The sequence below is a fragment of the Pseudomonas syringae genome, assembly GCF_002157375.1.
GTDB lineage: Bacteria > Pseudomonadota > Gammaproteobacteria > Pseudomonadales > Pseudomonadaceae > Aquipseudomonas > Aquipseudomonas syringae_T.
On record NZ_MTSA01000005.1, the window covers coordinates 157,203 to 179,291 of the forward strand.

Annotated in this window: 19 protein-coding genes and 1 tRNA gene; 8 read left to right on the top strand and 12 right to left on the bottom strand. The window is 59.3% G+C overall.

Going from position 1 to position 22,089, the window contains the following annotated elements; all coding sequences use genetic code 11:
• Positions 1–63: 63 nt before the first annotated feature.
• The 6 genes from BW686_RS07785 to BW686_RS07810 all read right to left on the bottom strand — a co-directional run bounded on the left by BW686_RS07785 (position 64) and on the right by BW686_RS07810 (position 5,795).
• Positions 64–137 (bottom strand) — tRNA-Cys (locus BW686_RS07785).
• A 209-nt stretch (positions 138–346) separates the two neighbouring features.
• The gene (locus BW686_RS07790) at positions 347–2,071 is read right to left on the bottom strand and encodes a tannase/feruloyl esterase family alpha/beta hydrolase (RefSeq protein WP_084915765.1); all 1,725 of its coding nucleotides are present in this window, start codon (positions 2,069–2,071) and stop codon (positions 347–349) included.
• 188 nt (positions 2,072–2,259) lie between these two features.
• Positions 2,260–2,640 carry a TolC family protein gene (locus BW686_RS07795; RefSeq protein WP_143514167.1) on the bottom strand — a complete coding sequence of 127 codons (381 nt, stop codon included), beginning with the start codon at positions 2,638–2,640 and terminating at the stop codon, positions 2,260–2,262.
• Positions 2,641–2,731: 91 nt separating this feature from the next.
• Complete coding sequence (locus BW686_RS07800; RefSeq protein ID WP_084915766.1) at positions 2,732–4,132, bottom strand: LLM class flavin-dependent oxidoreductase; 1,401 nt, start codon at positions 4,130–4,132, stop codon at positions 2,732–2,734.
• Between the two features lie 4 nt (positions 4,133–4,136).
• Positions 4,137–4,577 carry an acyl-CoA dehydrogenase gene (locus BW686_RS07805; protein ID WP_084915767.1) on the bottom strand — a complete coding sequence of 147 codons (441 nt, stop codon included), beginning with the start codon at positions 4,575–4,577 and terminating at the stop codon, positions 4,137–4,139.
• Between the two features lie 15 nt (positions 4,578–4,592).
• Entirely contained in the window at positions 4,593–5,795 is a 1,203-nt protein-coding gene (locus BW686_RS07810) for an SfnB family sulfur acquisition oxidoreductase (protein ID WP_179149197.1), read from the bottom strand.
• Positions 5,796–6,159: 364 nt separating this feature from the next.
• Between BW686_RS07810 and BW686_RS07815 the strand changes: the two genes are divergently transcribed.
• Positions 6,160–7,398 (top strand): acyl-CoA dehydrogenase family protein, encoded by a 1,239-nt coding sequence (locus BW686_RS07815; RefSeq protein ID WP_084915769.1) that lies wholly within the window; start codon positions 6,160–6,162, stop codon positions 7,396–7,398.
• 8 nt (positions 7,399–7,406) lie between these two features.
• Here BW686_RS07815 and BW686_RS07820 read toward each other — a convergent pair whose 3' ends face one another.
• From BW686_RS07820 to BW686_RS07835, 4 genes are read right to left on the bottom strand one after another with little or no spacing between them, the layout of a single operon-like run.
• Positions 7,407–8,393 (bottom strand): ABC transporter permease, encoded by a 987-nt coding sequence (locus BW686_RS07820; RefSeq protein ID WP_084915770.1) that lies wholly within the window; start codon positions 8,391–8,393, stop codon positions 7,407–7,409.
• Positions 8,390–9,394 carry an ABC transporter permease gene (locus BW686_RS07825; protein ID WP_084915771.1) on the bottom strand — a complete coding sequence of 335 codons (1,005 nt, stop codon included), beginning with the start codon at positions 9,392–9,394 and terminating at the stop codon, positions 8,390–8,392. Before BW686_RS07825 ends, BW686_RS07820 begins: the two co-directional genes overlap by 4 nt.
• Entirely contained in the window at positions 9,381–10,952 is a 1,572-nt protein-coding gene (locus tag BW686_RS07830) for a sugar ABC transporter ATP-binding protein (RefSeq protein WP_084915772.1), read from the bottom strand. Before BW686_RS07830 ends, BW686_RS07825 begins: the two co-directional genes overlap by 14 nt.
• Before the next feature lie 14 nt (positions 10,953–10,966).
• A complete protein-coding gene (locus BW686_RS07835; RefSeq protein WP_084915773.1) occupies positions 10,967–11,971 on the bottom strand; it encodes a sugar ABC transporter substrate-binding protein in 1,005 nt (334 codons plus the stop codon).
• Between the two features lie 307 nt (positions 11,972–12,278).
• Here BW686_RS07835 and BW686_RS07840 point away from each other — a divergent pair, with 307 nt between their 5' ends.
• Positions 12,279–12,707 carry a VirK family protein gene (locus BW686_RS07840; protein ID WP_084915774.1) on the top strand — a complete coding sequence of 143 codons (429 nt, stop codon included), beginning with the start codon at positions 12,279–12,281 and terminating at the stop codon, positions 12,705–12,707.
• A gap of 317 nt (positions 12,708–13,024) precedes the next feature.
• Positions 13,025–13,792: a C1 family peptidase gene (locus tag BW686_RS07845; protein WP_084915775.1), complete on the top strand. Its 768-nt coding sequence runs from the start codon at positions 13,025–13,027 to the stop codon at positions 13,790–13,792.
• A 10-nt stretch (positions 13,793–13,802) separates the two neighbouring features.
• On the opposite strand, the gene BW686_RS07850 is transcribed toward BW686_RS07845, so the two are convergent.
• Complete coding sequence (locus tag BW686_RS07850; protein WP_084915776.1) at positions 13,803–14,999, bottom strand: XylR family transcriptional regulator; 1,197 nt, start codon at positions 14,997–14,999, stop codon at positions 13,803–13,805.
• Positions 15,000–15,167: 168 nt separating this feature from the next.
• Between BW686_RS07850 and xylA the strand changes: the two genes are divergently transcribed.
• The 4 genes from xylA (at position 15,168) to BW686_RS07870 (ending at position 20,436) form a co-directional block, all read left to right on the top strand.
• Positions 15,168–16,484 carry a xylose isomerase gene (gene xylA / locus BW686_RS07855; RefSeq protein ID WP_084915777.1) on the top strand — a complete coding sequence of 439 codons (1,317 nt, stop codon included), beginning with the start codon at positions 15,168–15,170 and terminating at the stop codon, positions 16,482–16,484.
• 147 nt (positions 16,485–16,631) lie between these two features.
• The gene (gene xylF / locus BW686_RS07860; protein WP_084915778.1) at positions 16,632–17,633 is read left to right on the top strand and encodes a D-xylose ABC transporter substrate-binding protein; all 1,002 of its coding nucleotides are present in this window, start codon (positions 16,632–16,634) and stop codon (positions 17,631–17,633) included.
• A 130-nt stretch (positions 17,634–17,763) separates the two neighbouring features.
• On the top strand, positions 17,764–19,299 hold the full coding sequence (gene xylG / locus BW686_RS07865) for a D-xylose ABC transporter ATP-binding protein (RefSeq protein WP_256898332.1): 1,536 nt from the start codon (positions 17,764–17,766) through the stop codon (positions 19,297–19,299).
• Complete coding sequence (locus tag BW686_RS07870) at positions 19,300–20,436, top strand: sugar ABC transporter permease (protein WP_084915779.1); 1,137 nt, start codon at positions 19,300–19,302, stop codon at positions 20,434–20,436.
• An 87-nt stretch (positions 20,437–20,523) separates the two neighbouring features.
• Here the strand turns inward: BW686_RS07870 and deoC are convergent, their stop codons facing one another.
• Positions 20,524–21,207: a deoxyribose-phosphate aldolase gene (deoC, locus tag BW686_RS07875; protein ID WP_084915780.1), complete on the bottom strand. Its 684-nt coding sequence runs from the start codon at positions 21,205–21,207 to the stop codon at positions 20,524–20,526.
• A 110-nt stretch (positions 21,208–21,317) separates the two neighbouring features.
• On the opposite strand from deoC, the gene deoR reads away from it, so the two are divergent.
• Positions 21,318–22,088 carry a DNA-binding transcriptional repressor DeoR gene (gene deoR, locus BW686_RS07880; protein WP_084915781.1) on the top strand — a complete coding sequence of 257 codons (771 nt, stop codon included), beginning with the start codon at positions 21,318–21,320 and terminating at the stop codon, positions 22,086–22,088.
• Position 22,089 lies beyond the last annotated feature (1 nt).

A 22,089-nucleotide genomic window follows, 5' to 3' on the forward strand; every position in this document is an offset into this window, starting at 1 on the left:
CCCCTCACTTTCCAGCGCCCAATAAAAAACCCCGCAGATGTTAGTCTGCGGGGCTTTGAATAGTGGAGGCCGAGGTCGGAATCGAACCGGCGTAGGCGGATTTGCAATCCGCTGCATAACCATTTTGCTACTCGGCCTCATACGTCGGATGCTTTACCGCTGCATCAAACGTGTTGAACTATATGGGAAACCACTATTTCTTTGGCTTCCAACCCATTGAATCTTAAGGGTTTTTTTAAATTCCGCGTTCAGGAATGGACGCAATTCTCTACTGGTTCGGATGCCATGTCAAGAACGACGCGAAAATAATTCGCCTGACAGGCACCCGCTTTGCAAAGCTTCGAGCCTAAAGCTCCCGAGCGGTGTAGGGCTGAAAGAAACTTGAACCCATCCACTGCGGGGTCTTTTCCGTGGTCAGCGGCTCTGCGCGCTGATAGCGGTTTGCGCTTCTCGAATAGCCTTTGTGGTCGTACTCGGCCATGAATGGATACGGAAAAACCCTGCGTGTGCGGCCACGGTTGGCAATGTTTTCGTTCACCAGAAACGTGGGCAGTGGCTGCTGCGTGCGGGGCCGGTCTTTAGCGGTTTTGTCTGGCCAGGCCTGCCGGGCAACGATTGCATTCGGCGCACGGCCACCTTCGACCCAGGCCATCATGGGCGTGAGCAGGTCGACCACGCTCGGCCCTTCCCCGCTGCCGCAGTGATAAACACCGGGCAGCATGTACAGGCGCTCAAAGGACTCAGTGCGGGCTTTGCCCATCTTTGCTTCGACAGCTTCGTGATACGCCAGGGTGTTGAGCGGCGAGACATTCGGATCGGCCCAGCCATGCCAGAGGATCAGTTTGCCGCCACGGCTGGCGAAGGGCGAAAGGTCGGGGTTGGTGGCGTCATACAAAGGATGCAGCGGGCGCAGCTTGTCAAAAATGCTTTTGTCGAAGCGCAGCGTGCTCAGATCAACCTCCGCAGAGGGGTTTTCCTCGAACACCAGGTTGCGAATAGCCTCCGTCGCTGCCGTCTTACTGTAGACCGTCTGATCCGCAGTCACGGGCACGAACACGCCTGCCCAGGCCAGTTCCGATCCGGGTTGCGGGCCACCGATGATCAGGCGTTCGCCACTGGCCGGATCCTTCGGCCCCGCGTAGAAACGTTTGACCGCAGCGACTTCCGGCTCGCTGAGGCAATTGGCGGTATCCGCAGCGGCCTTGCACTGCAGCACCGAAGGATCGAAGTCGCAGAGGCGCGGATCAGCAATAAGCCCGTCGATCTGCCCGTCCAGCACGTCACACTGGGCCAGTACAGCCTTGTGCAACAGCGGTAGCTTTGAGGCCAGCAGAATCGGCTTGCCGTCTGGCCCGGTATTGGATTGCGCCATCCAGCCGTGGTACAGCGTTTTCTGCACCTGAAAGTTCAGTGCAGGCGCTCCGGCGGTGATGCCGTTAAAGTCATCCGGGTAGCGCTGAGCCTCGATCAAGGCCTCGCGCCCGCCATCGGAACACCCCGAGAAATAGGCGTATTCAGGTTTCTGCCCATAAAAAGCAGCGATCAGTTTCTTAGAGGCCAGCGCGGTCAGATGCACGCCGCGATAGGCGAAGTCGACGCGCTTCTGTGGGTCATCGCCGAACGTCTTGTCGGACGCCTGATGGCCCATGTCGGTGGAAGCCACGGCGAACGCTCCGGTTTTCAGCGGTTTGCAGCCTTCTGCAACACGCACCTTCGTACTGATATTGCCGCACAATCCACCGCACCCCACTTGCAGGTAACGTTGTGCCCAGGTACTGACGGGCAGCTCCAGCTTGAAACCGATCTCGGGTGCCAACCGGCCTTCAACCGCACACACCGCGACGCCTTCACGGGTGGATTCGCTGGCCGACAACACGCTGCTGCCCTGCCCGCCGATATCGTCGAGTGCGACCTTGGCCAGCTCGGCGCACGCGGTAACAGGCTTGATCACTGGAAGTCTGGCAACCGCATCAGCGGAGCCAGCTGCCAGCGGTTTGGCCTGAACCTGTAAAGTGACTGAACCGGTCAGCAGCATCAGGGCGCACACGCACCTCGGTAGGGTTGGTTTCATGAGAACTCCTGTTCATGAAGGATCAAAACGGCAGCACGCCCCACTGATGACCGCACTGCCGACAAAGGTTAAACGGTTAAGTGGCTGATTTCTTAAGGCTAGTAGAAAAAACCGTCAAGGGTTCCACCCGCCGCCCATGACTTTGTAGAGCGTGACGCGGTTGCTCTGCTCGGTCAGGCGCAGTGAAATCAGGTCCTGTTCGGCGCTGTAAAGGGAACGCTGAGATTCGAGCGCTTCGAGGTAACTCTGCGAACCACCGCGATATAGCGCATAGGCGAATTCCTTGAACGCTGCCTGGATTGTCTGCTGACAAGTCTGGATCTTGGCAGAGCCCAGCGTGGCCCGATTGGAACCCCCGGCGAAAAACACCAGGCGCCGGTTGCTGATTTGAACAGCCCGGACAGACGCGAACGGGAAGAACCTGCGCTGGCAGTCAACGTAATACCGGGAAAGAACGCTACGCGCGCAGCGCCAACGTCGATGTTCGCCCACTTCAGGCTGTGCTCTGCGCTCAATACATCAGGACGGCGTTGCAGCAGGCTGGAGGGCAACTCGTCCGGCACTTGCACACGTGCGCAGCTTAAGCTGCGCGCGGTACTCGTGACGGGTCGACTCGCTACTACTGGACTTGTGTATGACGATAATCACCGGTTACGGCGATCAGGCACTCTCTGTCTCGCGACGGCGATTCAGCGCGGCCAGGTCCCGAAACCCGGCCCCCGGATGGCCGGCTTCCAGGCGCGGGCCATCGCCAAACAACTTCTCACGCAGGGTGCCTTTGGCGTATTCGGTCTTGTAGACACCACGTTTCTGAAGCTCCGGCACCAACAGTTCAACGGCATCAATGAAGGTTTCATGGGTCAGTGCATACGCCAGATTGAAGCCGTCGACATCGGTGTCTTCGACCCACTCCTGCAACAAGTCCGCAACGGTCTCCGGGCTGCCGACAAACAAGGGGCCGAAGCCGCCGATGCCGACCCAGTCGGCCAACGCCTGCGGGGTCCATACGGTATTGGGGTCGGCAGTGGAAAATGTCTCGACTGCCGACTGGATGGCATTGGTATGCACATGCCGCAGCGGCTCGTCAGGCTTGAACTGGCTGAAGTCGATGCCGGTCCAGCCTGAAATCAGCGCCATTGCCCCTTCATAACTCACCCAGCTTTTGTACTCCTCGAATTTGGCTTTGGCCTTGGCGTCGGTCTCGCCAAGGATCACCGTCTGCAAGTTGAATATCAGCACCTTTGAGGGGTCGCGACCGGCCTCGGCGGTGCGACGGCGAATATCGGCGACGGTCTTTTTCAGCAGGACTTTGGAGGGGGCAGCCACAAAAACGCACTCCGCGTGCTCGGCGGCAAACTGCTTGCCTCGGCCCGAAGCCCCTGCCTGATAGAGGACCGGTGTACGCTGCGGCGAAGGCTCGCACAGGTGAATGCCGGGAACCTGAAAATGCTTACCGATGTGGTGAATCTCGTGGATCTTGCTCGGGTCGCTGAACAACCGCCGTTCACGGTCACGCAGGATTGCGCCCTCTTCCCAACTGCCTTCCCACAGTTTGTAACAAACCTCCAGGTACTCCTCGGCATAGTCATAGCGCGCATCGTGCTCAGTAAGCGTTTTCTGGCCCAGGTTTCTGGCACCGCTTTCCAGATAAGACGTCACGATGTTCCAGCCTGCCCGACCCTTGGTCAGATGATCCAGCGTCGACAGGCGCCGGGCAAACGGATAAGGATGTTCGAATGACAATGACGCCGTCAGCCCGAATCCCAGGTGCTCGGTCACCAGCGCCATCGGCGTAATCAACTGCAACGGGTCATTGACCGGCACCTGCGTGGCTTGGCGGATCGCTGCGTCACCGTTGCCACGGTAGACATCGTAGATGCCCAGCACATCGGCAATGAACAGGCCGTCGAACTTGCCGCGCTCGAGAATCTTCGCCAGATCAGTCCAGTATTCCAGGTCCTTGTACTGCCACGACCGGTCACGCGGGTGCGCCCAAAGCCCCGGCGACTGGTGACCGACGCAATTCATGTCGAAGGCGTTGAGGCGTATTTGACGAGACATGCGCTTACTCCTGAAGCTGCGGCGGTACTGCACCGTTGAGGCGTTGGTTGCCGATCACCTGATAGTGCCAGCGCAAGGGTTCGCGTTCGGTCTGAGCCGACAGCGACAGGCGTTGCCCGGTCAGTTCGTACTGAATGTTGCCGACAGCCTGAAGCGCGTCGGCACTGGCAATGACCGCCTCGCTACTGGCGATCAGGCGCTGCTCGGGCGAGCCGTCCAGACCCTGAGCGCGCTCAAGCAACGCCGCAGCGACTTCCAGACGAATTTGCAGGTCGCCGACTTTGCTGATCACATAAGGGTCATCGACGATGCGCTTCGGATCACCGAGCGCCCAAGGCTGGCCCTGCTCGCGAAGGTAATCGAGGGTGTACAGAAACCCGCGTCGGGCATGACCCAGGTCTTCGCGGGCGACTGCCAGTTGCGCGGTAATAGCAGGATGAGGCATGAGGCGGTTCCTTGATCAGTTCCAGGCGTGACGTGGCGGCGGGATGTTGTTGAGCACCTGATTACCGATCAGGTGGTACTTCCAGCGCGCCGGGTCATGCAGCGTGTGGGTACGGGCATTGCGCCAATAACGGTCGAGGTTGAGCGTGCCCGTTACCGAGCGGGTGCCGGCCAGTTCAAACAGCTTGCTGCTGGCGAGCAAGGCGATCTGCGCCGACAGCACTTTGGCCTGCGCGACAATTACCGAGGCGCGCGCAACACTGGCTTCGCTCGGTTCGGCAAGCGCCTGATCGATGGCCTCCCCGGCTTTGGCAAGAATCGCGTCGGTGCCGTGCAGTTGCCATTGCAGGTCACCGACGATGGCGATGCTGAACGGGTCCTGCCAGCCGAAATCCTGTTTGCTGTCGATCCACGGCCGTGCCAGACGTGCGTACTTGAGGGTTTCTTCGAATGCACCGTGGGCGATGCCGGTGTCCACCGCCGCCTGGATGATCTGCGAAATCGGGCCATGAGCGGTCGGCTGATCAAACGCCTGATGCGCCGGAATCACCGCGCTGACGGGCACCCGTGCCGCCTTCAGAACGGCGCCGCCACTGGCCGTGGTGCGCTGACCGAAGCCGTCCCAACTGTCGATGATGGTCAACCCGGGATTGTCACGCTCGACAAAGGCAATGAACGCCTTGTTCTGCTCATCGACACCCACCACCGGCACGATGTGGGCAAACAGTGCGCCTGTGCAGTAGAACTTCTCGCCGTCCAGCCATGCCTGCTCACCCTCGAACCGAATCCGGGTCTGAAAGGCTCCGGCGTTCTTGCTCTTCGACTCGGAAAACGCATTGCCGAAACGGTAGCCCGCCAGAGCCTTGGCGAAGTAGTGCCGTTTTTGCTCCTCGGTGCCGGTTTGCAACAGGATATCGAGCACGCCCAGATGGTTTTGCGGGATTTGCCCGAGGGAAGAATCGGCGGCAGAAATGATTTTGATCACCTGCGCCACGGTGACGTAGGAAACGCCGGCGCCGCCGTAGGCCTTCGGAACGGTGATGGCCCACAGGCCGCTGGCAGAGAATTCATCCAGCTCGGTGACGGGCAGACGGCGTTCGCGATCCCGAAGCGAAGCTTCTTCGGCAAAACGGCCGGCCAATGCTTTGGCGACGTCTATGGCTTCGGCATCCGAAGCAATCACGTGTGCCTTGGGCGGAATGGGAGGCGGGATGCTCATGGGCTGACTCCTGATCGTTGGCGACAGGTTGAGAACACTCAACACGCGTAGCCTCGAACATTGCACAGCCCATGCCGGAAAATATTTTTCTTTTAAAACATAAAGTTAAATACACATCCTGATAATCGGCAGGATCACACCGCACAAAATGCCTAAACGCTGTTGCTGGTTGAACAGTGATTCAAAGTGCCCGGTGCTGAATGTGCGGTTTGCTGACAGGCTGTTGCACAGCTGTTGCGTGTTCAACAGAAGCGCCTGAGCCATAAAAAAATAACCAGCAAACTCATGGCCTTACATTCAGGCACAAAGCATGCACTGAGCTGAACGACCCCATTCATTGGCCCGACCTGCTCAGGAGCATTGCATGACTCAATCCACCGGTTCAAACCCACTGTCGCTGGGGACGGATTACGAAACCCTGGCCAACCGATTCCGGCCGATCTTTCGAGAGATCAGCGCTGGCAACGTCGAACGGGAGAAAGCCCGCGCCCTGCCCTATGAACCTGTCGAATGGCTCAAGAAAGCCGGCTTCGGCGCCGTGCGTGTTCCCACCGAATACGGCGGTGCCGGCGCGTCGATTGGCCAGTTATTTCAGCTATTGATAGAACTGGCTGAAGCCGACTCGAATATTCCGCAGGCGCTGCGGGCGCATTTCGCCTTTGTCGAGGATCGCCTGAATGCGCCACCAGGCGCAGACCGTGACAAATGGTTCGCACGCTTCGTCGCCGGTGATCTGGTCGGTAACGGCTGGACCGAAGTCGGCGCAGTCAACATCGGCGACGTCATCACCAAGGTCAGCCGTCAGGGCGATGGTTTCGTGCTGAACGGCACCAAGTTCTACAGCACCGGCAGCATCTTTGCCGACTGGATCGACGTCTACGCCCGGCGCGCCGACACCGGCGCCGATGTGATTGCGGTGGTGGACGCCAGGCATGCGGGCGTACGCCACAGTGACGACTGGGACGGATTCGGCCAGCGCACCACCGGCAGCGGCACATCGGTCTACGACAATGTGCCGCTGCCTGCTACCCATGTCATCCCGTTCGAGCAGCGTTTCAAATACCAGACGGCGTTTTATCAGTTGGTGCTGCTGGCCGTGCTGGCAGGCATTGGCCGAGCCATCGAGCGTGACATTGCCCAAGAGGTGCGTGACCGCAAACGCATCTTCAGCCACGGCAATGCCGGCAGCGTCAGCCAGGATGCGCAGGTGCAACACGTGGTCGGGCAGATCGCCGCGCAGGTGTATGCCGCCGAAGCCGCAACGCTGCGGTCCGCCGAACCCCTGCAACGTGCCTATGTGGCACGTTTCGGCAACGACGCCCGACAGGAACACGACGCCAACATCGCAGCGGAAATCGAAACGGCCAAGGCGCAGGTGATCGTGTCGGAATTGGTCCTGCGTTCTGCCACCGAGCTGTTCAATGCGCTGGGCGCGTCGGGCGTGAGCGTCAACAAGGCGCTGGATCGCCACTGGCGCAATGCACGCACCGCGGCGTCGCACAATCCGCTGATCTACAAGGCGCGCATTGTCGGCGACTGGCGCATCAACGGCACCGAGCCGCCCTTTGTATGGCAGATCGGCAGCGGCACCGGTAAAGCCTGAAACCTCATTCAGACCGCGTTACGCAGCAGGTGGCGGCTGGTAAAACTGAACGCCAGCACCATCAGGATCAGCACCCCGGTCGCGACCTGCTGCCAATAGAAGTTCCAGCCGATCAACAGCAGGCCATTCGCGATTACATTGATGAGCAGAACGCCCAGCAGTGTTCCAACGATGTTGGGCCGTCCCAGGCGACTCAGCGTTGTGCCGATGAACACGGCGCCAATCGCATTGATCAGGTAGGCATTGCCGGACATAGGTACGTAGGCGTTGACGGTGGAACTGAGCAGGATGCCGGCGACCGAGCAGGCCAGCGCGGCGCCGAGGAACACCAGCGCGGCGATGCGCCGGGTGGAGAGGCCCGAGTAGTAGGCCAGTTGCGGTTGCGTGCCCACGGCCAGAATCTCGCGCCCCAGACGCCCGCGAGCCAGCAGCAGCCCGTAGACACTGGCCAGCAGCGCCATGACCACCAGCGGCAACGGCACCCCCAGAATCGACACACTGCTGATGCCCGGTAATGCACCCTGGGCGATGTAGATCGGCTGGCCGCCATCGGACAGCAATTGCTGCACGCTGGTGCCGATGAACAAGGTGCCCAGCGTCGCCAGAAACGGCGAAATACGCAGCCCGGCGATCAGCAGTGCATTGAATACGCCTGCCGTCACACCCGCCAGCAACGCAATCGCAATGGCCACGCCCAGACCGTGACCGGCGTTGAGCGCCACCACAAAACCGAGGCTGGCAAAATCCAGTGCCGTGCCCACCGACAGATCAATCCCGCCCACGGCCACCGCCCAGGTCATCCCGATTGCCACGATGGCCAGCAATACGAAATTGTTCAGGACCAGGCTCGACAGATTGCCCCAGCTCAGGAAGCCAGGCGCATTGAGGGCGAAAAACAGCAGGATGATCAGCACCAGTAACGGCAGAACCGCAGGCAACAGGCGCGGCAACACTTTCACCAGCGCGGACGGGGTATTCAGAGCCAACGTACTCATTGTTCACCTTCCTGTCGGGCAAGCACTCCGGAAAACGCAACCACCACCAGAATCAACACCCCTTGCACGCCGTTGACCCAGAAGTTGGAGATGTTCAGCAACTGGAACCCATTGATCAGGAACCCCAGTAACAGGGTCGCCAGCAGAGTGCCAGGAATGTTTGCCGTCAAACGGCGCGAAAACACCACACCCAGGAAAGCAATGGCCACCACCGACAGCAGCATGTCGCCGGAACCGGTGGTGCTGCCGCTGAAAAACGCCGCAGAACAGAACGCCGCAATGGCCGCGCAGCCACCGGCAATCAGGTAGCTGGCGAACACATAGCGCTGCAGGCTCAATCCGGCAGCCTTTGCGGCCTGGGGGTATTCACCGATGGCGTACAGGCGCAATCCGAAGGCACTGTGCTGAATCAATAGCCACAACCCTGCCGCCACACCCATCAATACCCACGCCAACGCCGGGATACCGAGCCAGACACCCGACGCCAGGCTGTCAAGCAGTTCGGAATCGGTAGCCAGCACGGTGTTCTGGGTCAGCACCAGCTCAAGCCCTGCAATCAGGTTCATGCTCGCGAGGGTTGCCAGCAAGGGCGGCAAACGCACGAGCACCACCGCCAGCCCGTTGAAAGCGCCAACCAGCAGGCCGCAACCAAACGTCAGGGAAATCGTCTGCCAGGCTTCAAACCCGGCATTGTTCAGGCTGCTGTAAACCGCTGCACATAACCCGAGATTGGCCGCCAGCGACAGATCCAGCCCGCCGCTGACTACATTGGAACCGCCGCCGATGACCACGCAGGTCAGGCCCAGCGCCAGAATGCCCAGTACCGCCGACTGGGCGAACACGTTGCTGAGGTTGGCGGTGCTGAGAAAATTCGGTGCGCTAACGGCGAATACCAGCAGAATTGCCAGAAACACCAGCACAGACCCGCGCTGAGCCAGGCGCACAAGCATTTGTGGCGCAGGGTCAACGTCAAGGCTGGCAATCACTTCATGCGTGGACATTGCCAACCTCCTCATCACGTAGGGTTTCGAGAGGCCGGCGACGCTCACTGGCGTCGGTGGCACAGGCCAGCAACTCATCGCTGTCCGTGGCGTGTGAATCGAATTCGCCTGCAATACGGCCGCGGTGCAGGACCACAATACGGTGAGTGATGCCGATCAGTTCGGGCAGATCCGACGACAACACCAGCACCGCCGCACCGGCCTCGGCGAGCCGCGCGATCAGCCGGTAGATTTCTACTTTTGCGCCGATGTCGACACCTACGCTGGGCTCGTCCAGCAAGTACAGCGAGGAATGTCGACTCAGCCATTTCGCCAGAGCAACTTTTTGCTGGTTGCCGCCGCTGAGCAACTGGACCGCTGCATCGTGGTCAGGCGTCTTGATCGCCAGTTCGTCGATCAGTCGCTCGCTCTCCCGGGCCTGGGCAGGGCCATCCAGGAACCCTCGGCGGCTGAATCGTCCCAGGCTCGCCAAGGTGATATTTTCCAGCACGGAAAGCGCGGGGGCCACACCGTGAGTCCGGCGCTCTTCGGGAACCAGCGCAATGCCGTTGCGCACGGCATCACGGGGCGACTTCAGGCGCAAAGGCTGGCCGTTTACCCGTAACTCGCCACGATCAGGCTTGAGCAACCCGAACAGGCTTTTGAGCAGCTCTTTCGCGCCAGAACCGACCAGCCCGGTCAGGCCGAGCACTTCACCACGCCGCACGCGCAGATCAATACCGTCGTAGTAACGCCCTGCCCCCAGCCCGCTGAGCTGCAGAACATCGTCACCGGGAACAGCCTTCGAGCGAATGTACTGCTCACCTACATCGCGATTGACCATCAGCCGGGCAATCTGCGCCGTGCTGGTCGTTGCGGGATCGACCACTGCCACATCGCGACCATTGCGCAGAACTGTAACCTGATCGCACAGCGATTCGATTTCCTGAAGGTAATGGGAGATGTACACAATCGTCAGCCCTTCATCGCGCAAACGCCGCACAATGGCCAGCAACCGGTCCACCTCCTGCTTGACCAGCGAAACGCTTGGTTCATCGAACACCAACACTTTGGGCCTGGCCAGCAGTGCCCGAGTGATCTGTAATATCTGCCGCTGGGCACTGTCCAGATCGCGTATCAGCGCACCGCTCGGCAAGCGCATGGCAAAGTAATCGTCCAGCAACCGAGCGGCCTCGCGGTCCTGAGCACGTCGGTCGACGAACAACCCACGCTTGATCTCCTGACCGAAAAACAACGCTTCCCCAACCGTGAAACTGCCCGGCAGCAAGCGTTCCTGATGAATGAAATGCACCCCCAGTGACTCGACCTGGCGCGGCGTCAACGCATCGAATGGCTGGCCGTGGATGCTGAGGCTGCCCGCGTCAGCGCGATGAATGCCTGCCAGCACCTTGATCAAGGTTGACTTGCCTGCGCCGTTCTCGCCCACCAGCCCGTGAATCGTTCCGGACGCCACTCTCAGGTTGACCCGGTCCAGCGCCTGAGTGGCGCCGAACCGTTTGCTGACTCCAGTCAGGTGTAACGCGGGCACATCCGCTGCCTTGGCTATCGATGAAACCATGAGCCACTCCCCCGTCAGTTATCGCCCCGAAGCTTTTGTACTTCCGGCAGGTTGGCTGCGGTGGTCAACAGGGTCGACACCTGTGTCTCTTTAGGCAGATCGCGCTGTCCGGCCAGGTAGCGGGCGACGTTCTGCACAGCGGTCTTGCCGATCAGCACCGGCTGCTGGGCGACCACGGCGCCTATCGGTGAGTCTTCACGACGCATCAGTTCCAGCACTTCCGGGGTGCCGTCCACGCCATAGGTCTTGATCTCGGTGCGTCCTGCATCGATCAATGCCTTGCTGGCGCCCAGTTGCGGAATATCCCAGGCTGACCAGATCGCCGATACGCTGCCTTTGGGGTATTTGTTGAGCAATGCCGACACCTGCGAATAAGCGTCCTGAACCGTATTCGGAATCACATCTCGCAACTCGGGCTCGATGATTTTCAGCTCCGGGTAATCCTTGAGCGCGAGCTTGAGCTGGTCATAACGAATGGCGCAGACCGGCACGCCATAAAAGCCGTTGAACACCAGCACATTGCCTTTGCCTCCGGTGTCCTTGATCAACTGCCCGGCAAGCGCCTTGCCCGTTGCAACGTTGTCGGACGTGGTGTTGTTGAGGCTGTATTGCGAAGGCGCGTCGATGGTGAACAATGGAATGCCCGCCTTGCTGATGCGCTTGAGCCACGGGTCGATCACGCTGAGCGTGCCCAGGGTCTGAATGACCGCATCGGGCTTTTGCGTGACCACCGTCTGTAACTGATTGACCAGGTTCTTGTCGTTACGACCGGCGTCGAGGGTGATCGGCGTCCCGCCCAGGCGCTTGACCTCATCGACCTGAGCCTGAAAAGCCTTGATATCAAAATAGTGACTGGTGCCGGTCATGCTGATAGCAATGCGCTTCCCCGCCAGCGACGGCACGTCACTGTCATCGGCACAGGCTGGAGCAGCAAGGCTGGCGGCAACCAGGGTCAGCGCAAGGGCGCGCCCTAGCGCATACACGCGGGGTGGCTTGGAAGTCGAAACGGCATCAGGCATTCGGGTAGCTCCGCTGGCTCGAGAAAACATTCCCGATCAGCACTGCACAGGTCATGCCCAAAGCCCCCAGGCCGCCTGCCCGCCTTGGCAGCAGGCGCGTTCCCGTCATTGCGCCGAGTGGCATGGGCACCGTCAGCGGAGGTGTTCAGGCAACGCTGTAAAGCAGATTGCCGATTCGCTGTTGCCTGACCAACAGCGAATCGTGGCCCACTTTGAAAAGGCCTTGTGCTACGGTTCGCGCTGCCTGTTTAACCTGCCCCGGACCTGACTGGCAGTCATCAAGCCAGTCTGCATTACTGGAGAATCCATGAAACATTACTATGCCGCGCTGCTCGCACTGTCACTGCCCGCCCTTGCTCATGCAGGCGACGCTTTGGTCAGCTACCCCGCCCTCACTCAAGCGTTGAATACCGGCGAGTCGGTCGCCGTGGTAATTGATCTGGGGCAATGCAAATCCTCGGTCGAAGGTGCCGAACCCTCCAGAACCAAAGGTGGCAAACGCATAGAAACCTACCTCATCACCCCGGACGGCACACTGGCCTTTTCCGACACCCACTTCACCCTGAACCGCGATAACAAACCCATCGAGCAATTCATTCGCTATCAGGTACGGTCCAACGGCACGGCCAGTTTCAGCATGACGACGCTGAGCGTTCCTGACTATCAGCCGGTGGGCAAAGCGGTGAGTTATGAGTGTGCGATCGGCAAAGGGATGAGCTTTTTTGCCGGAACCTGATGACCCGTCGCGAAGTCTTGACGAGGCCTCGCTGGGTGCTCCAGCAAGCGCCTGAACCTCACCGCTTTTCGATTACCGGCGAAGCCTGGCGCACGACAACAGTGATTCGGATTATTCGAATCACTGTTTAAAAAACGTGTGGGTAGCACAGTGAGCGTTTGAGGGTGGCTGATTGAATGCGATATTTAGCCCACTAAGCACTAAAAACATCTTCATCCCTTGCCATCGGGAAAACTGCTTACATAGCCTCAGGCACCGTGATGCGATGCACGTGACCGGGTGCCTGTCAGGCAGTCCCTTTTGCATGGAGACAGACGATGACCTACACCGTCAAACAGTACGGCTGGATTCGCGATCTGCCGGATCATCGCGATCATTTGTATGCTGCGCCCGTGGCCGCATTGACAACACTTCCGCACACGATCGATCTGAGAAAGCACTGCCCTCCCGTCTACGATCAGGGGCAACTCGGCAGTTGTACAGCCAACGGCATTGCCGCCGCCATTCAGTTTGACCGGATGAAACAGAAACTGAAACCGGGCTTCGAACCCTCGCGTCTGTTTATCTACTACAACGAGCGGGTCATTGAACATACCGTCGACTCAGACAGCGGCGCGATGATCAGAGACGGAATCAAAACGGTTGCAACCCTGGGTGACTGCCCTGAAAAAGAGTGGCCTTACGACATTGCCCGGTTTGCTGTAAAACCTCCGCCTGCCTGCTACAAGCACGCCACGAAATACAAAGCCGTGTCCTATCAGAAAGTTGCGCAACACCTTAATCAGATGAAAGGCTGCCTGGCTTCAGGGTATCCGTTCGTTATCGGCTTCAGTGTGTACGAAAGTTTTGAAACCAAAAAAGTTGCCGAAACCGGGCACGCTCCGATGCCTGCGCACGGCGAAAAGCAGCTCGGCGGGCACTGCGTACTGGTAGTGGGTTATGACGATGCCCATCAGCGCTTCATCTTACGCAATTCATGGGGTGTTTCCTGGGGCATGGAAGGCTACTTCACCCTGCCGTACGGATACCTGATGGACGCGAACCTGTCCTCGGACTTCTGGACGATACGGGTTATCGCCGACTAGCCGTTGCAGATCAGTTGACCAAGGCAGCGTTAGCGCTGCCGCCCTGCTGATACTCCCGGGGCGTACACCCGAACTCACGACGAAACACCGTATGCAGGTACTGCGCTGACTTAAAGCCGCAGGCGCGGGCAATGTCTGCAATGGCCGAGTCGGTTTTTTCCAGCCCGCTGGCGGCGGCAGCCAGTTTGAAGCGCAGGATCTCGTCGTGAACGCTGCAGCCCCTGTCCTTGCGAAAGTGCGACTCCAGCGATGAGCGCGAGATGCCCACGTAGGCGGCGACTTGCGCCGTCTTGATGCCCTGACACGCGTATTGACGGATAAACAGCAGCGCTTGCATTACATAGGGATTACCCAGCGCTTGATGCAGGCTTGAGGCCTGCACATTGATTGCGTCCGGGGGGATCAGAATCTGTGTACCGCTGGCGGGCATGCCGTGCAACATCTGGTGAAGCAGGCGCGCAGCCGTTCTTCCCATGGTTTCGGTGCCTTGAATCACCGAACTCAACGGTACTCGTGTGAGGGTTCTGGTCAGCGGATCGTTATCGATGCCAATCAACGCAACCTGCTCCGGCACGGCAATCCCGGCGGTCAGGCAGGCCTGCAACAACTGCCGCGCCCGGGCGTCTGTCACGGCGATGATACCGATGGGTTTGGGCAGGCTTTGCAGCCAGGCAATCTGCTGTTCCACGGCACTGTCCCAGAGCGGTGCGCTGGTGCCCATGCAGCGATAGACCTCGACGTGCAGGCCATCACGCTGCAACAACCGGCGAAAGGCTTTCTCGCGCTCCTGCGCCCAGCGGTTGGCCTGGGCCTCGGGCAGGCTGAAGCAGGCAAACCGCGTCAGCCCCGCCTCGATCAAGTGTTCGTAGGCCGCCTTTATGAGCGCGTGATTGTCGGTGGCAACGTACGGAATGCCTTTCGGATAGGCGCGCTCATCCTGATAGGAACCGCCGACCGCCACGACCGGCAGTTTGATCCCGGCCAGCGCCTCGCCAATCAGCGGGTCATCGAAATCCGCAATGATTCCGTCGCCCTGCCAGCGCTCGATGCCTCTCAGGCGGCACAGAAAATCTTCCTCGAGAAACAGGTCCCAAGACACGCGAGTGCTGCTGAGGTAATTGCCGATGCCACTGATGATGCCGCGGTCGTAGATCTTGCTGCCGTTGAACAACAGCGCGATGCGGTGAACGGGAGGTACGGTTTTCATTGTTTTTATGCCGATCCGGAAAGCGTGGCGCTTTTCAACAGACTAGGCGTGTGAAAGGCGAATCTCAATACTCAAAATCGCACTCGATGTTGATGATTTTCATAATCAGCAGCCTTTAGGCCGTTGCTAGTATCGAGGCATCGCCAAGAACAATAAGGAAAATCGTCCATGCCTTACTTCCCCACTGTCGACAAGGTTATCTACGAAGGCCCCGACAGCGATTCACCCCTCGCCTTTCGCCACTACGACGCCGACAAGCTGATCCTCGGCAAACCCATGCGCGAACATTTGCGGATGTCTGCCTGTTACTGGCACACGTTCGTCTGGCCGGGGGCTGACATGTTCGGTGTGGGCACGTTCAAGCGCCCGTGGCAGCGCACGGGTGACCCGATGGAACTGGCCATCGGCAAAGCCGAAGCGGCGTTCGAGTTTTTTTCCAAACTGGGCATCGATTACTACAGTTTCCATGACACCGATGTAGCCCCCGAGGGCAATTCGATCAAGGAATACCGCAATAATTTTGCGCACATGGTCGATCATCTGGAGCGCCATCAAGAACAGACCGGGCTCAAACTGCTGTGGGGCACCGCCAACTGTTTCAGCAACCCGCGCTTTGCCGCCGGTGCCGCCAGCAACCCGGACCCTGAAGTGTTTGCCTATGCCGCCGCACAGGTGTTCAGTGCCATGAACGCGACCCAACGCCTGAAAGGCGCCAACTACGTACTCTGGGGCGGTCGCGAAGGTTACGAAACCCTGCTCAATACCGACCTCAGGCACGAGCGCGAACAATTGGGGCGCTTCATGCGCATGGTGGTCGAGCACAAGCACAAGATCGGCTTCAAGGGCGATCTGCTGATCGAACCCAAACCCCAGGAGCCGACCAAGCATCAGTACGATTACGACAGCGCCACGGTGTTCGGCTTCCTGCAGCAATACGGCCTGGAAAACGAAATCAAGGTCAACATCGAGGCCAACCACGCCACGCTGGCCGGGCACAGTTTCCATCACGAGATTGCCACTGCTGTTTCACTGGGCATCTTCGGCAGCATCGATGCCAATCGCGGCGACCCGCAAAACGGCTGGGACACTGACCAGTTCCCCAACAGCGTCGAAGAGATGACCCTCGCCACCTACGAAATCCTCAAGGCCGGCGGTTTCACCCACGGCGGTTACAACTTCGATTCCAAGGTCCGCCGTCAGAGCCTGGAGGAAGTCGATCTGTTTTACGGCCATGTTGCCGCGATGGACGTGCTCGCTCTGGCGCTGGAGCGCGCAGCGGCGATGGTGCAAAACGACAGGCTTCAGCAGTTCAAGGATCAACGCTACGCGGGCTGGCAGCAGCCCTTTGGCCAGTCCGTGCTGGCGGGTGACTTCAGCCTCGCCTCACTGGCCGAGCATGCGTTTGCCAACGAACTGGACCCGCAGGCGGTCAGCGGACGGCAGGAATGGCTGGAAAGTGTGGTCAACCGGTTTATCTATACCTGAAACCGGCAGAGAGGGACGCCGCAGTGACATTCTCATGACAAATCTGTACCTGCGACGTCCGACAACGTTCTACAGTTCTACAGTTCTACCGGCATCACGCTGCACCTCATGAAGTGTCTTTCAAACAACAATAAAAGGACGCACCCTATGAACACCCTGAAACGCACGCTGCTCGCCAGCGCCCTGGCATTGCTTTCGCTGCCGGTCATGGCCGACTCCGCCCACCCGAAAATCGGTTTTTCCATCGATGACCTGCGTCTGGAGCGCTGGTCACGAGACCGCGACTACTTCGTGGCGGCGGCGGAGAAACTGGACGCCAAAGTCTTCGTGCAATCGGCTGATGCCAATGAACAGAAGCAGATTTCACAGATCGAGAACCTGATTTCCCGTGGCGTCGACGTGATCGTCATCGTACCGTTCAACGCCACGGTGCTGACCAATGCCGTGGCCGAAGCCAAAAAAGCCGGGATCAAGGTGGTGTCGTATGACCGGCTGATCCTCAATGCCGACATCGATGCCTACATTTCCTTCGATAATGAAAAGGTCGGCGAGATGCAGGCCAGTGGTGTGTTGAAAGCGGCACCAAAAGGCAATTACTTTTTGCTTGGCGGCGCGCCCACTGACAACAACGCCAAGATTCTGCGCGAAGGTCAGATGAAAGTGCTGCAGCCGGCCATCGACAAAGGCGATATCAAGATTGTCGGTCAGCAGTGGGTCAAGGAATGGAACCCCACAGAAGCGTTAAGCATTGTAGAGAACGCCCTGACCAAAAACAGCAACAAGATCGATGGCATCGTCGCCTCCAACGACGCGACTGCCGGCGGTGCCATTCAGGCACTGGCTGCCCAGAAACTGGCGGGCAAGGTGCCTATTTCGGGTCAGGACGCCGATCTGGCAGCGGTCAAACGGGTCATTGACGGTACTCAGACCATGACCGTCTACAAGCCGCTGAAACTGATTGCCACTGAAGCCGCCAAACTCTCGGTGCAACTGGCACGCAACGAGAAACCCGCGTTCAGCTCGCAATACGACAACGGCAGCAAAAAGGTCGACACCATCCTGCTCACGCCGACGTCGCTGACCAAGGACAACATCGACCTGCTGGAAAAGGACGGGTTTTACACCAAGGCACAGATGGGCGGGCAGTAAGCTGTCGAACGTCAACACGTCGATGAGCGCCTGAGCATGGCCCTGTGCAACGCGGTTGCACAGGGTCTGTCTCACGCCAGCCCTGATGCCTGTGTATGAGCCTTTAGCCATGTCCGACTAACTGCTGCAAATGAACGGCATCGTCAAAACCTTTGGCGGTGTCAAAGCCCTCAACGGCATTGATATCAAGGTCCGGGCCGGTGAATGCGTCGGCCTGTGCGGCGAAAACGGCGCGGGCAAATCCACCTTGATGAAAGTCCTCTCGGCGGTCTATCCCTATGGCACCTGGGAAGGCGACATTCTCTGGGAGGGGCAGCCACTAAAGGCGCAGTCCATCAGCGAAACCGAAGCCGCCGGTATCGTCATCATTCATCAGGAACTGACCCTGGTCCCGGACCTGTCGGTGGCTGAAAACATCTTCATGGGCCACGAACTGACCCTGCCCGGCGGGCGCATGAATTACCCGGCGATGATTCACCGGGCCGAAGCCCTGATGCGTGAGCTGAAAGTCCCTGACATGAACGTGGCGCTGCCGGTTTCGCAATACGGCGGCGGTCATCAGCAACTGGTGGAGATTGCCAAGGCGCTGAACAAGCAAGCGCGCCTGTTGATTCTCGATGAGCCCTCCTCGGCCCTGACCCGCTCGGAGATCGAGGTGCTGCTGGACATCATTCGCGACCTCAAGGCCAAGGGCGTCGCCTGCGTGTACATCTCGCACAAGCTCGATGAAGTGGCTGCGGTGTGTGACACCATTTCGGTGATCCGCGACGGCAAACACATTGCCACCACCGCCATGACGGAAATGGACATCCCGAAGATCATCACCCAGATGGTCGGGCGCGAAATGAGCAATCTGTACCCCACCGCAGCGCATGACATCGGCGAGGTCATTTTCGAGGCGCGAAACATCACCTGCTACGACGTCGACAACCCCAAACGCAAACGGGTGGACGATATTTCGTTCGCGCTCAGGCGCGGAGAAATCCTCGGCGTTGCCGGGCTCGTGGGCGCTGGCCGCACAGAGCTGGTCTCGGCGCTGTTCGGCGCCTACCCAGGCCGCTACACCGGAGAAGTATGGCTGGACGGCCAGATCGTCGACACACGCACGCCGCTCAAATCGATCCGCGCCGGCCTGTGCATGGTGCCTGAAGACCGCAAGCGTCAGGGCATCATTCCCGACATGGGTGTCGGCCAGAACATCACCCTCGCCGTTCTCGACAATTACTCGAAAATGACTCACATCGATGCCGAAGCCGAACTGAGCAGCATCGACCGGGAAATTTCGCGCATGCACCTCAAGACTGCCAGCCCGTTTCTGCCCATCACCAGCCTGTCCGGTGGCAATCAGCAGAAAGCCGTACTGGCCAAGATGCTGTTGACCCGACCTCGCGTACTGATTCTTGACGAGCCTACCCGAGGCGTCGATGTGGGCGCCAAATACGAAATTTACAAGCTGATGGGCGCACTGGCCGCCGAGGGTGTTTCGATCATCATGGTGTCGTCGGAACTGGCCGAAGTGCTGGGGGTTTCAGACCGCGTGCTGGTGATCGGCGAAGGCCGGCTGTGCGGCGACTTCATCAACCACGAGCTGACCCAGGAACAGGTGCTGGCCGCGGCCCTCAGCCAGCCCGATGAACATAACAACAACGAGCGGAAGACCGAGTAGATGAATCAGGTCAAACAGTTCTTCACCCGCTACAAAATGCTCGCACTGGTGATTGCCATTGCGGTTATCTGGCTGTTCTTCAGTTGGCAGACAGAGGGCGGGTTTCTGACGCCGCGCAACCTCTCTAACCTGCTGCGGCAGATGTCCATCACCGGCATTCTGGCGTGTGGCATGGTGCTGGTCATCATCAGTGGCGAAATCGACCTGTCGGTCGGTTCGATGCTTGGCCTGCTCGGCGGGCTGGCGGCCATTCTCGATGCGGTCTATCACGTGCCGCTGCTGGCGAACCTGAGTCTGGTTGCACTGTGCGGACTGATGATTGGCCTGGCCAACGGCTACATGACGGCTTACCTGCGCATTCCTTCGTTTATTGTCGGGTTGGGCGGCATGCTGGCCTTTCGCGGCATTCTGCTTGGAATCACCGGTGGCACGACCATCGCCCCGGTCTCGCCTTCGCTGGTCTATGTAGGTCAAGGGTACTTGCCGCACGCGGTGGGCACAGGGCTTGGCGTATTGCTGATGGCGCTGACGCTGTTCCTGACGTGGAAACAACGGCGCAACAGAGCCCTGCACGGCCTGGTGGCGCACTCGATGATTCGCGACGTGTTACGGGTGGCGCTGATCGGCGCTGTGCTGGGCGGGTTTGTCTACATCCTGAACAGCTACGACGGGATCCCTGTGCCGGTGTTGCTGTTGCTGGTCCTGCTCGGCGTGTTCAGTTACGTCACCAGCCAGACGGTATTCGGGCGGCGCGTCTACGCCGTCGGCAGCAACATGGAGGCCACACGCCTGTCCGGCATCAACGTACAAGCGGTGAAGCTGTGGATCTTCGGCATCATGGGCGTGATGTGTGCCTTCGCCGGGCTGGTCAATACCGCGCGCCTGGCCGCAGGCTCGCCCTCGGCCGGCAACATGGGCGAACTGGACGCCATCGCGGCCTGCTTCATCGGGGGCACGTCCATGCGAGGCGGCTCCGGCACCGTTTACGGTGCCCTGCTCGGCGCGCTGGTGATTACCAGTCTCGATAACGGCATGTCGATGCTGGACGTCGACAGTTACTGGCAGATGATCGTCAAGGGCGGAATCCTCGTACTGGCGGTGTGGGTGGACGTGAGCACACGCGCCGGGCGGAGGTGATTCGGCGGTGCGTTGCGCACCAGGATCGCAGACGACAGAAGCCACTCATCGAGTGGCTTCTTCTTTGAGCCTGCAACAGTAACCAGGTCAGTAGCCCGATGCGTCGACAGACGCTCCGCTGACAATGCTGACGCCGGAACTCGTCCCCAGGCGGGTGGCGCCGGCCTCGATCATGGCCAGCGCAGTTTCATAATCACGCACACCGCCCGACGCCTTGACGCCGATATCGGGGCCTACGACGCTGCGCATCAACGCAACGTCTTCTACGGTGGCGCCACTGCGGCTGAACCCCGTTGACGTTTTGACGAACGCCACACCCAGTTCGCGGCACAGCTGGCACGCGAGCGTCTTTTGCGCATCGTCCAGCAGGCAGGTCTCAAGAATCACCTTGAGCGGCACCCCGCCGCATGCCTGTTGCACCGCGGCAATGTCGTCGCGCACGGTGTCTGACAGCCCGTCGCGTAGCGCGCCGATGTTGAGGACCATGTCGATTTCGCCTGCGCCGGCTGCAATTGCCTGGCGTGCCTCAAAGGCTTTACTCTCGCTAAGCCCGGCGCCTAGCGGAAACCCGACCACCGCGCAGACCTTGACGGCTTGCCCTGCCAATAGGTGTGCGGCATAGGGCACTTGGCCAGAATTCACGCACACCGAATAGAAGCCGTATTGCTGCGCCTCGGCACAGAGCGCGGTGACTTGTTGACGAGAGGCGTCAGGCGCCAGCAAGGTGTGGTCGATGAACCTGGCAAGTTCTGACGGTTTTACTGAGCTCATGATTCAGTCCTGATGATAAGTCATGGGAGGTTGTGGTTGAAAAACCACGCACCGTGCATGTTAGGATAATATCAATAAATGTTTAAATCACAACAATACTAGTCAATGGAATGCCTGTGGAAAGCAAACAGTCAGAACGCATCAAACTGATCCAGCAAGCGCTGCAACATCAGAAAGCGATCCATTTACGCGAGATGGCCGAGTTGCTTGATGTCTCGGAAATGACCCTGCGCCGGGACCTGAGTCGCTACCCGGAAAAGCTGCACTTGCTAGGCGGCCACATCACGCTGGCGTTCGAGCCCGCCGACGCCCCCGATTACAAAGTGACGGAACAGGGCACCCGGCACGTCGAGGAAAAGCGTCGTATCGGCAAGCTCGCGGCGAAATTCATCAACCGTGGAGACACGGTGTTCTTCGATTGCGGAACCACCGTGCCGTATGTCATTGACTTCATTCCCGATGAAATGGAATTCACGGCGGTGTGCAACTCGCTGAACGTTCTGCTCAAACTGCAGCAAAAGCCCAACTGCACCATCGTGCTGTGTGGCGGAATCTTTCATCGCAAAAACCAGGTGTTCGACCACGCCCACGAGCACAGCATTCTCGACAGCCTGCGCTTGACCTGGGCGTTTCTTTCGGCGGCTGGCGTGAGCGACACGTTTGGTGTGACGTGTTTCAACTTCAATGAGGTCGAGGTCAAGCAAAAGGTGCTGCGCCAGACACAACACAGTGTTCTGCTCGCTGATCACAGCAAGTTCGACGCCGTGCGCACCACCCATTTCGCCACGCTCGAACAATTCAACGTGGTGATCTCCGACAAGAAACTGCCCCGGTCCTACCGCGACTTGATCGCCAAAAACGGCGCCCGATGCGTGGTGTGAA

Excerpts from the sequence above, each read along its gene's own strand:
- BW686_RS07790 (WP_084915765.1), bottom strand. The coding sequence starts at position 2,071 with ATGAAACCAACCCTACCGAGGTGCGTGTGCGCCCTGATGCTGCTGACC.
- BW686_RS07800 (WP_084915766.1), bottom strand. The coding sequence starts at position 4,132 with ATGTCTCGTCAAATACGCCTCAACGCCTTCGACATGAATTGCGTCGGT.
- xylG (WP_256898332.1), top strand. The coding sequence starts at position 17,764 with ATGAACGGCATCGTCAAAACCTTTGGCGGTGTCAAAGCCCTCAACGGC.
- BW686_RS07850 (WP_084915776.1), bottom strand. The coding sequence starts at position 14,999 with ATGAAAACCGTACCTCCCGTTCACCGCATCGCGCTGTTGTTCAACGGC.
- BW686_RS07840 (WP_084915774.1), top strand. The coding sequence starts at position 12,279 with ATGAAACATTACTATGCCGCGCTGCTCGCACTGTCACTGCCCGCCCTT.
- BW686_RS07805 (WP_084915767.1), bottom strand. The coding sequence starts at position 4,577 with ATGCCTCATCCTGCTATTACCGCGCAACTGGCAGTCGCCCGCGAAGAC.
- BW686_RS07845 (WP_084915775.1), top strand. The coding sequence starts at position 13,025 with ATGACCTACACCGTCAAACAGTACGGCTGGATTCGCGATCTGCCGGAT.
- BW686_RS07835 (WP_084915773.1), bottom strand. The coding sequence starts at position 11,971 with ATGCCTGATGCCGTTTCGACTTCCAAGCCACCCCGCGTGTATGCGCTA.
- deoR (WP_084915781.1), top strand. The coding sequence starts at position 21,318 with ATGCCTGTGGAAAGCAAACAGTCAGAACGCATCAAACTGATCCAGCAA.
- xylF (WP_084915778.1), top strand. The coding sequence starts at position 16,632 with ATGAACACCCTGAAACGCACGCTGCTCGCCAGCGCCCTGGCATTGCTT.
- BW686_RS07870 (WP_084915779.1), top strand. The coding sequence starts at position 19,300 with ATGAATCAGGTCAAACAGTTCTTCACCCGCTACAAAATGCTCGCACTG.
- BW686_RS07830 (WP_084915772.1), bottom strand. The coding sequence starts at position 10,952 with ATGGTTTCATCGATAGCCAAGGCAGCGGATGTGCCCGCGTTACACCTG.
- BW686_RS07825 (WP_084915771.1), bottom strand. The coding sequence starts at position 9,394 with ATGTCCACGCATGAAGTGATTGCCAGCCTTGACGTTGACCCTGCGCCA.
- BW686_RS07810 (WP_179149197.1), bottom strand. The coding sequence starts at position 5,795 with ATGAGCATCCCGCCTCCCATTCCGCCCAAGGCACACGTGATTGCTTCG.
- deoC (WP_084915780.1), bottom strand. The coding sequence starts at position 21,207 with ATGAGCTCAGTAAAACCGTCAGAACTTGCCAGGTTCATCGACCACACC.
- BW686_RS07815 (WP_084915769.1), top strand. The coding sequence starts at position 6,160 with ATGACTCAATCCACCGGTTCAAACCCACTGTCGCTGGGGACGGATTAC.
- xylA (WP_084915777.1), top strand. The coding sequence starts at position 15,168 with ATGCCTTACTTCCCCACTGTCGACAAGGTTATCTACGAAGGCCCCGAC.
- BW686_RS07820 (WP_084915770.1), bottom strand. The coding sequence starts at position 8,393 with ATGAGTACGTTGGCTCTGAATACCCCGTCCGCGCTGGTGAAAGTGTTG.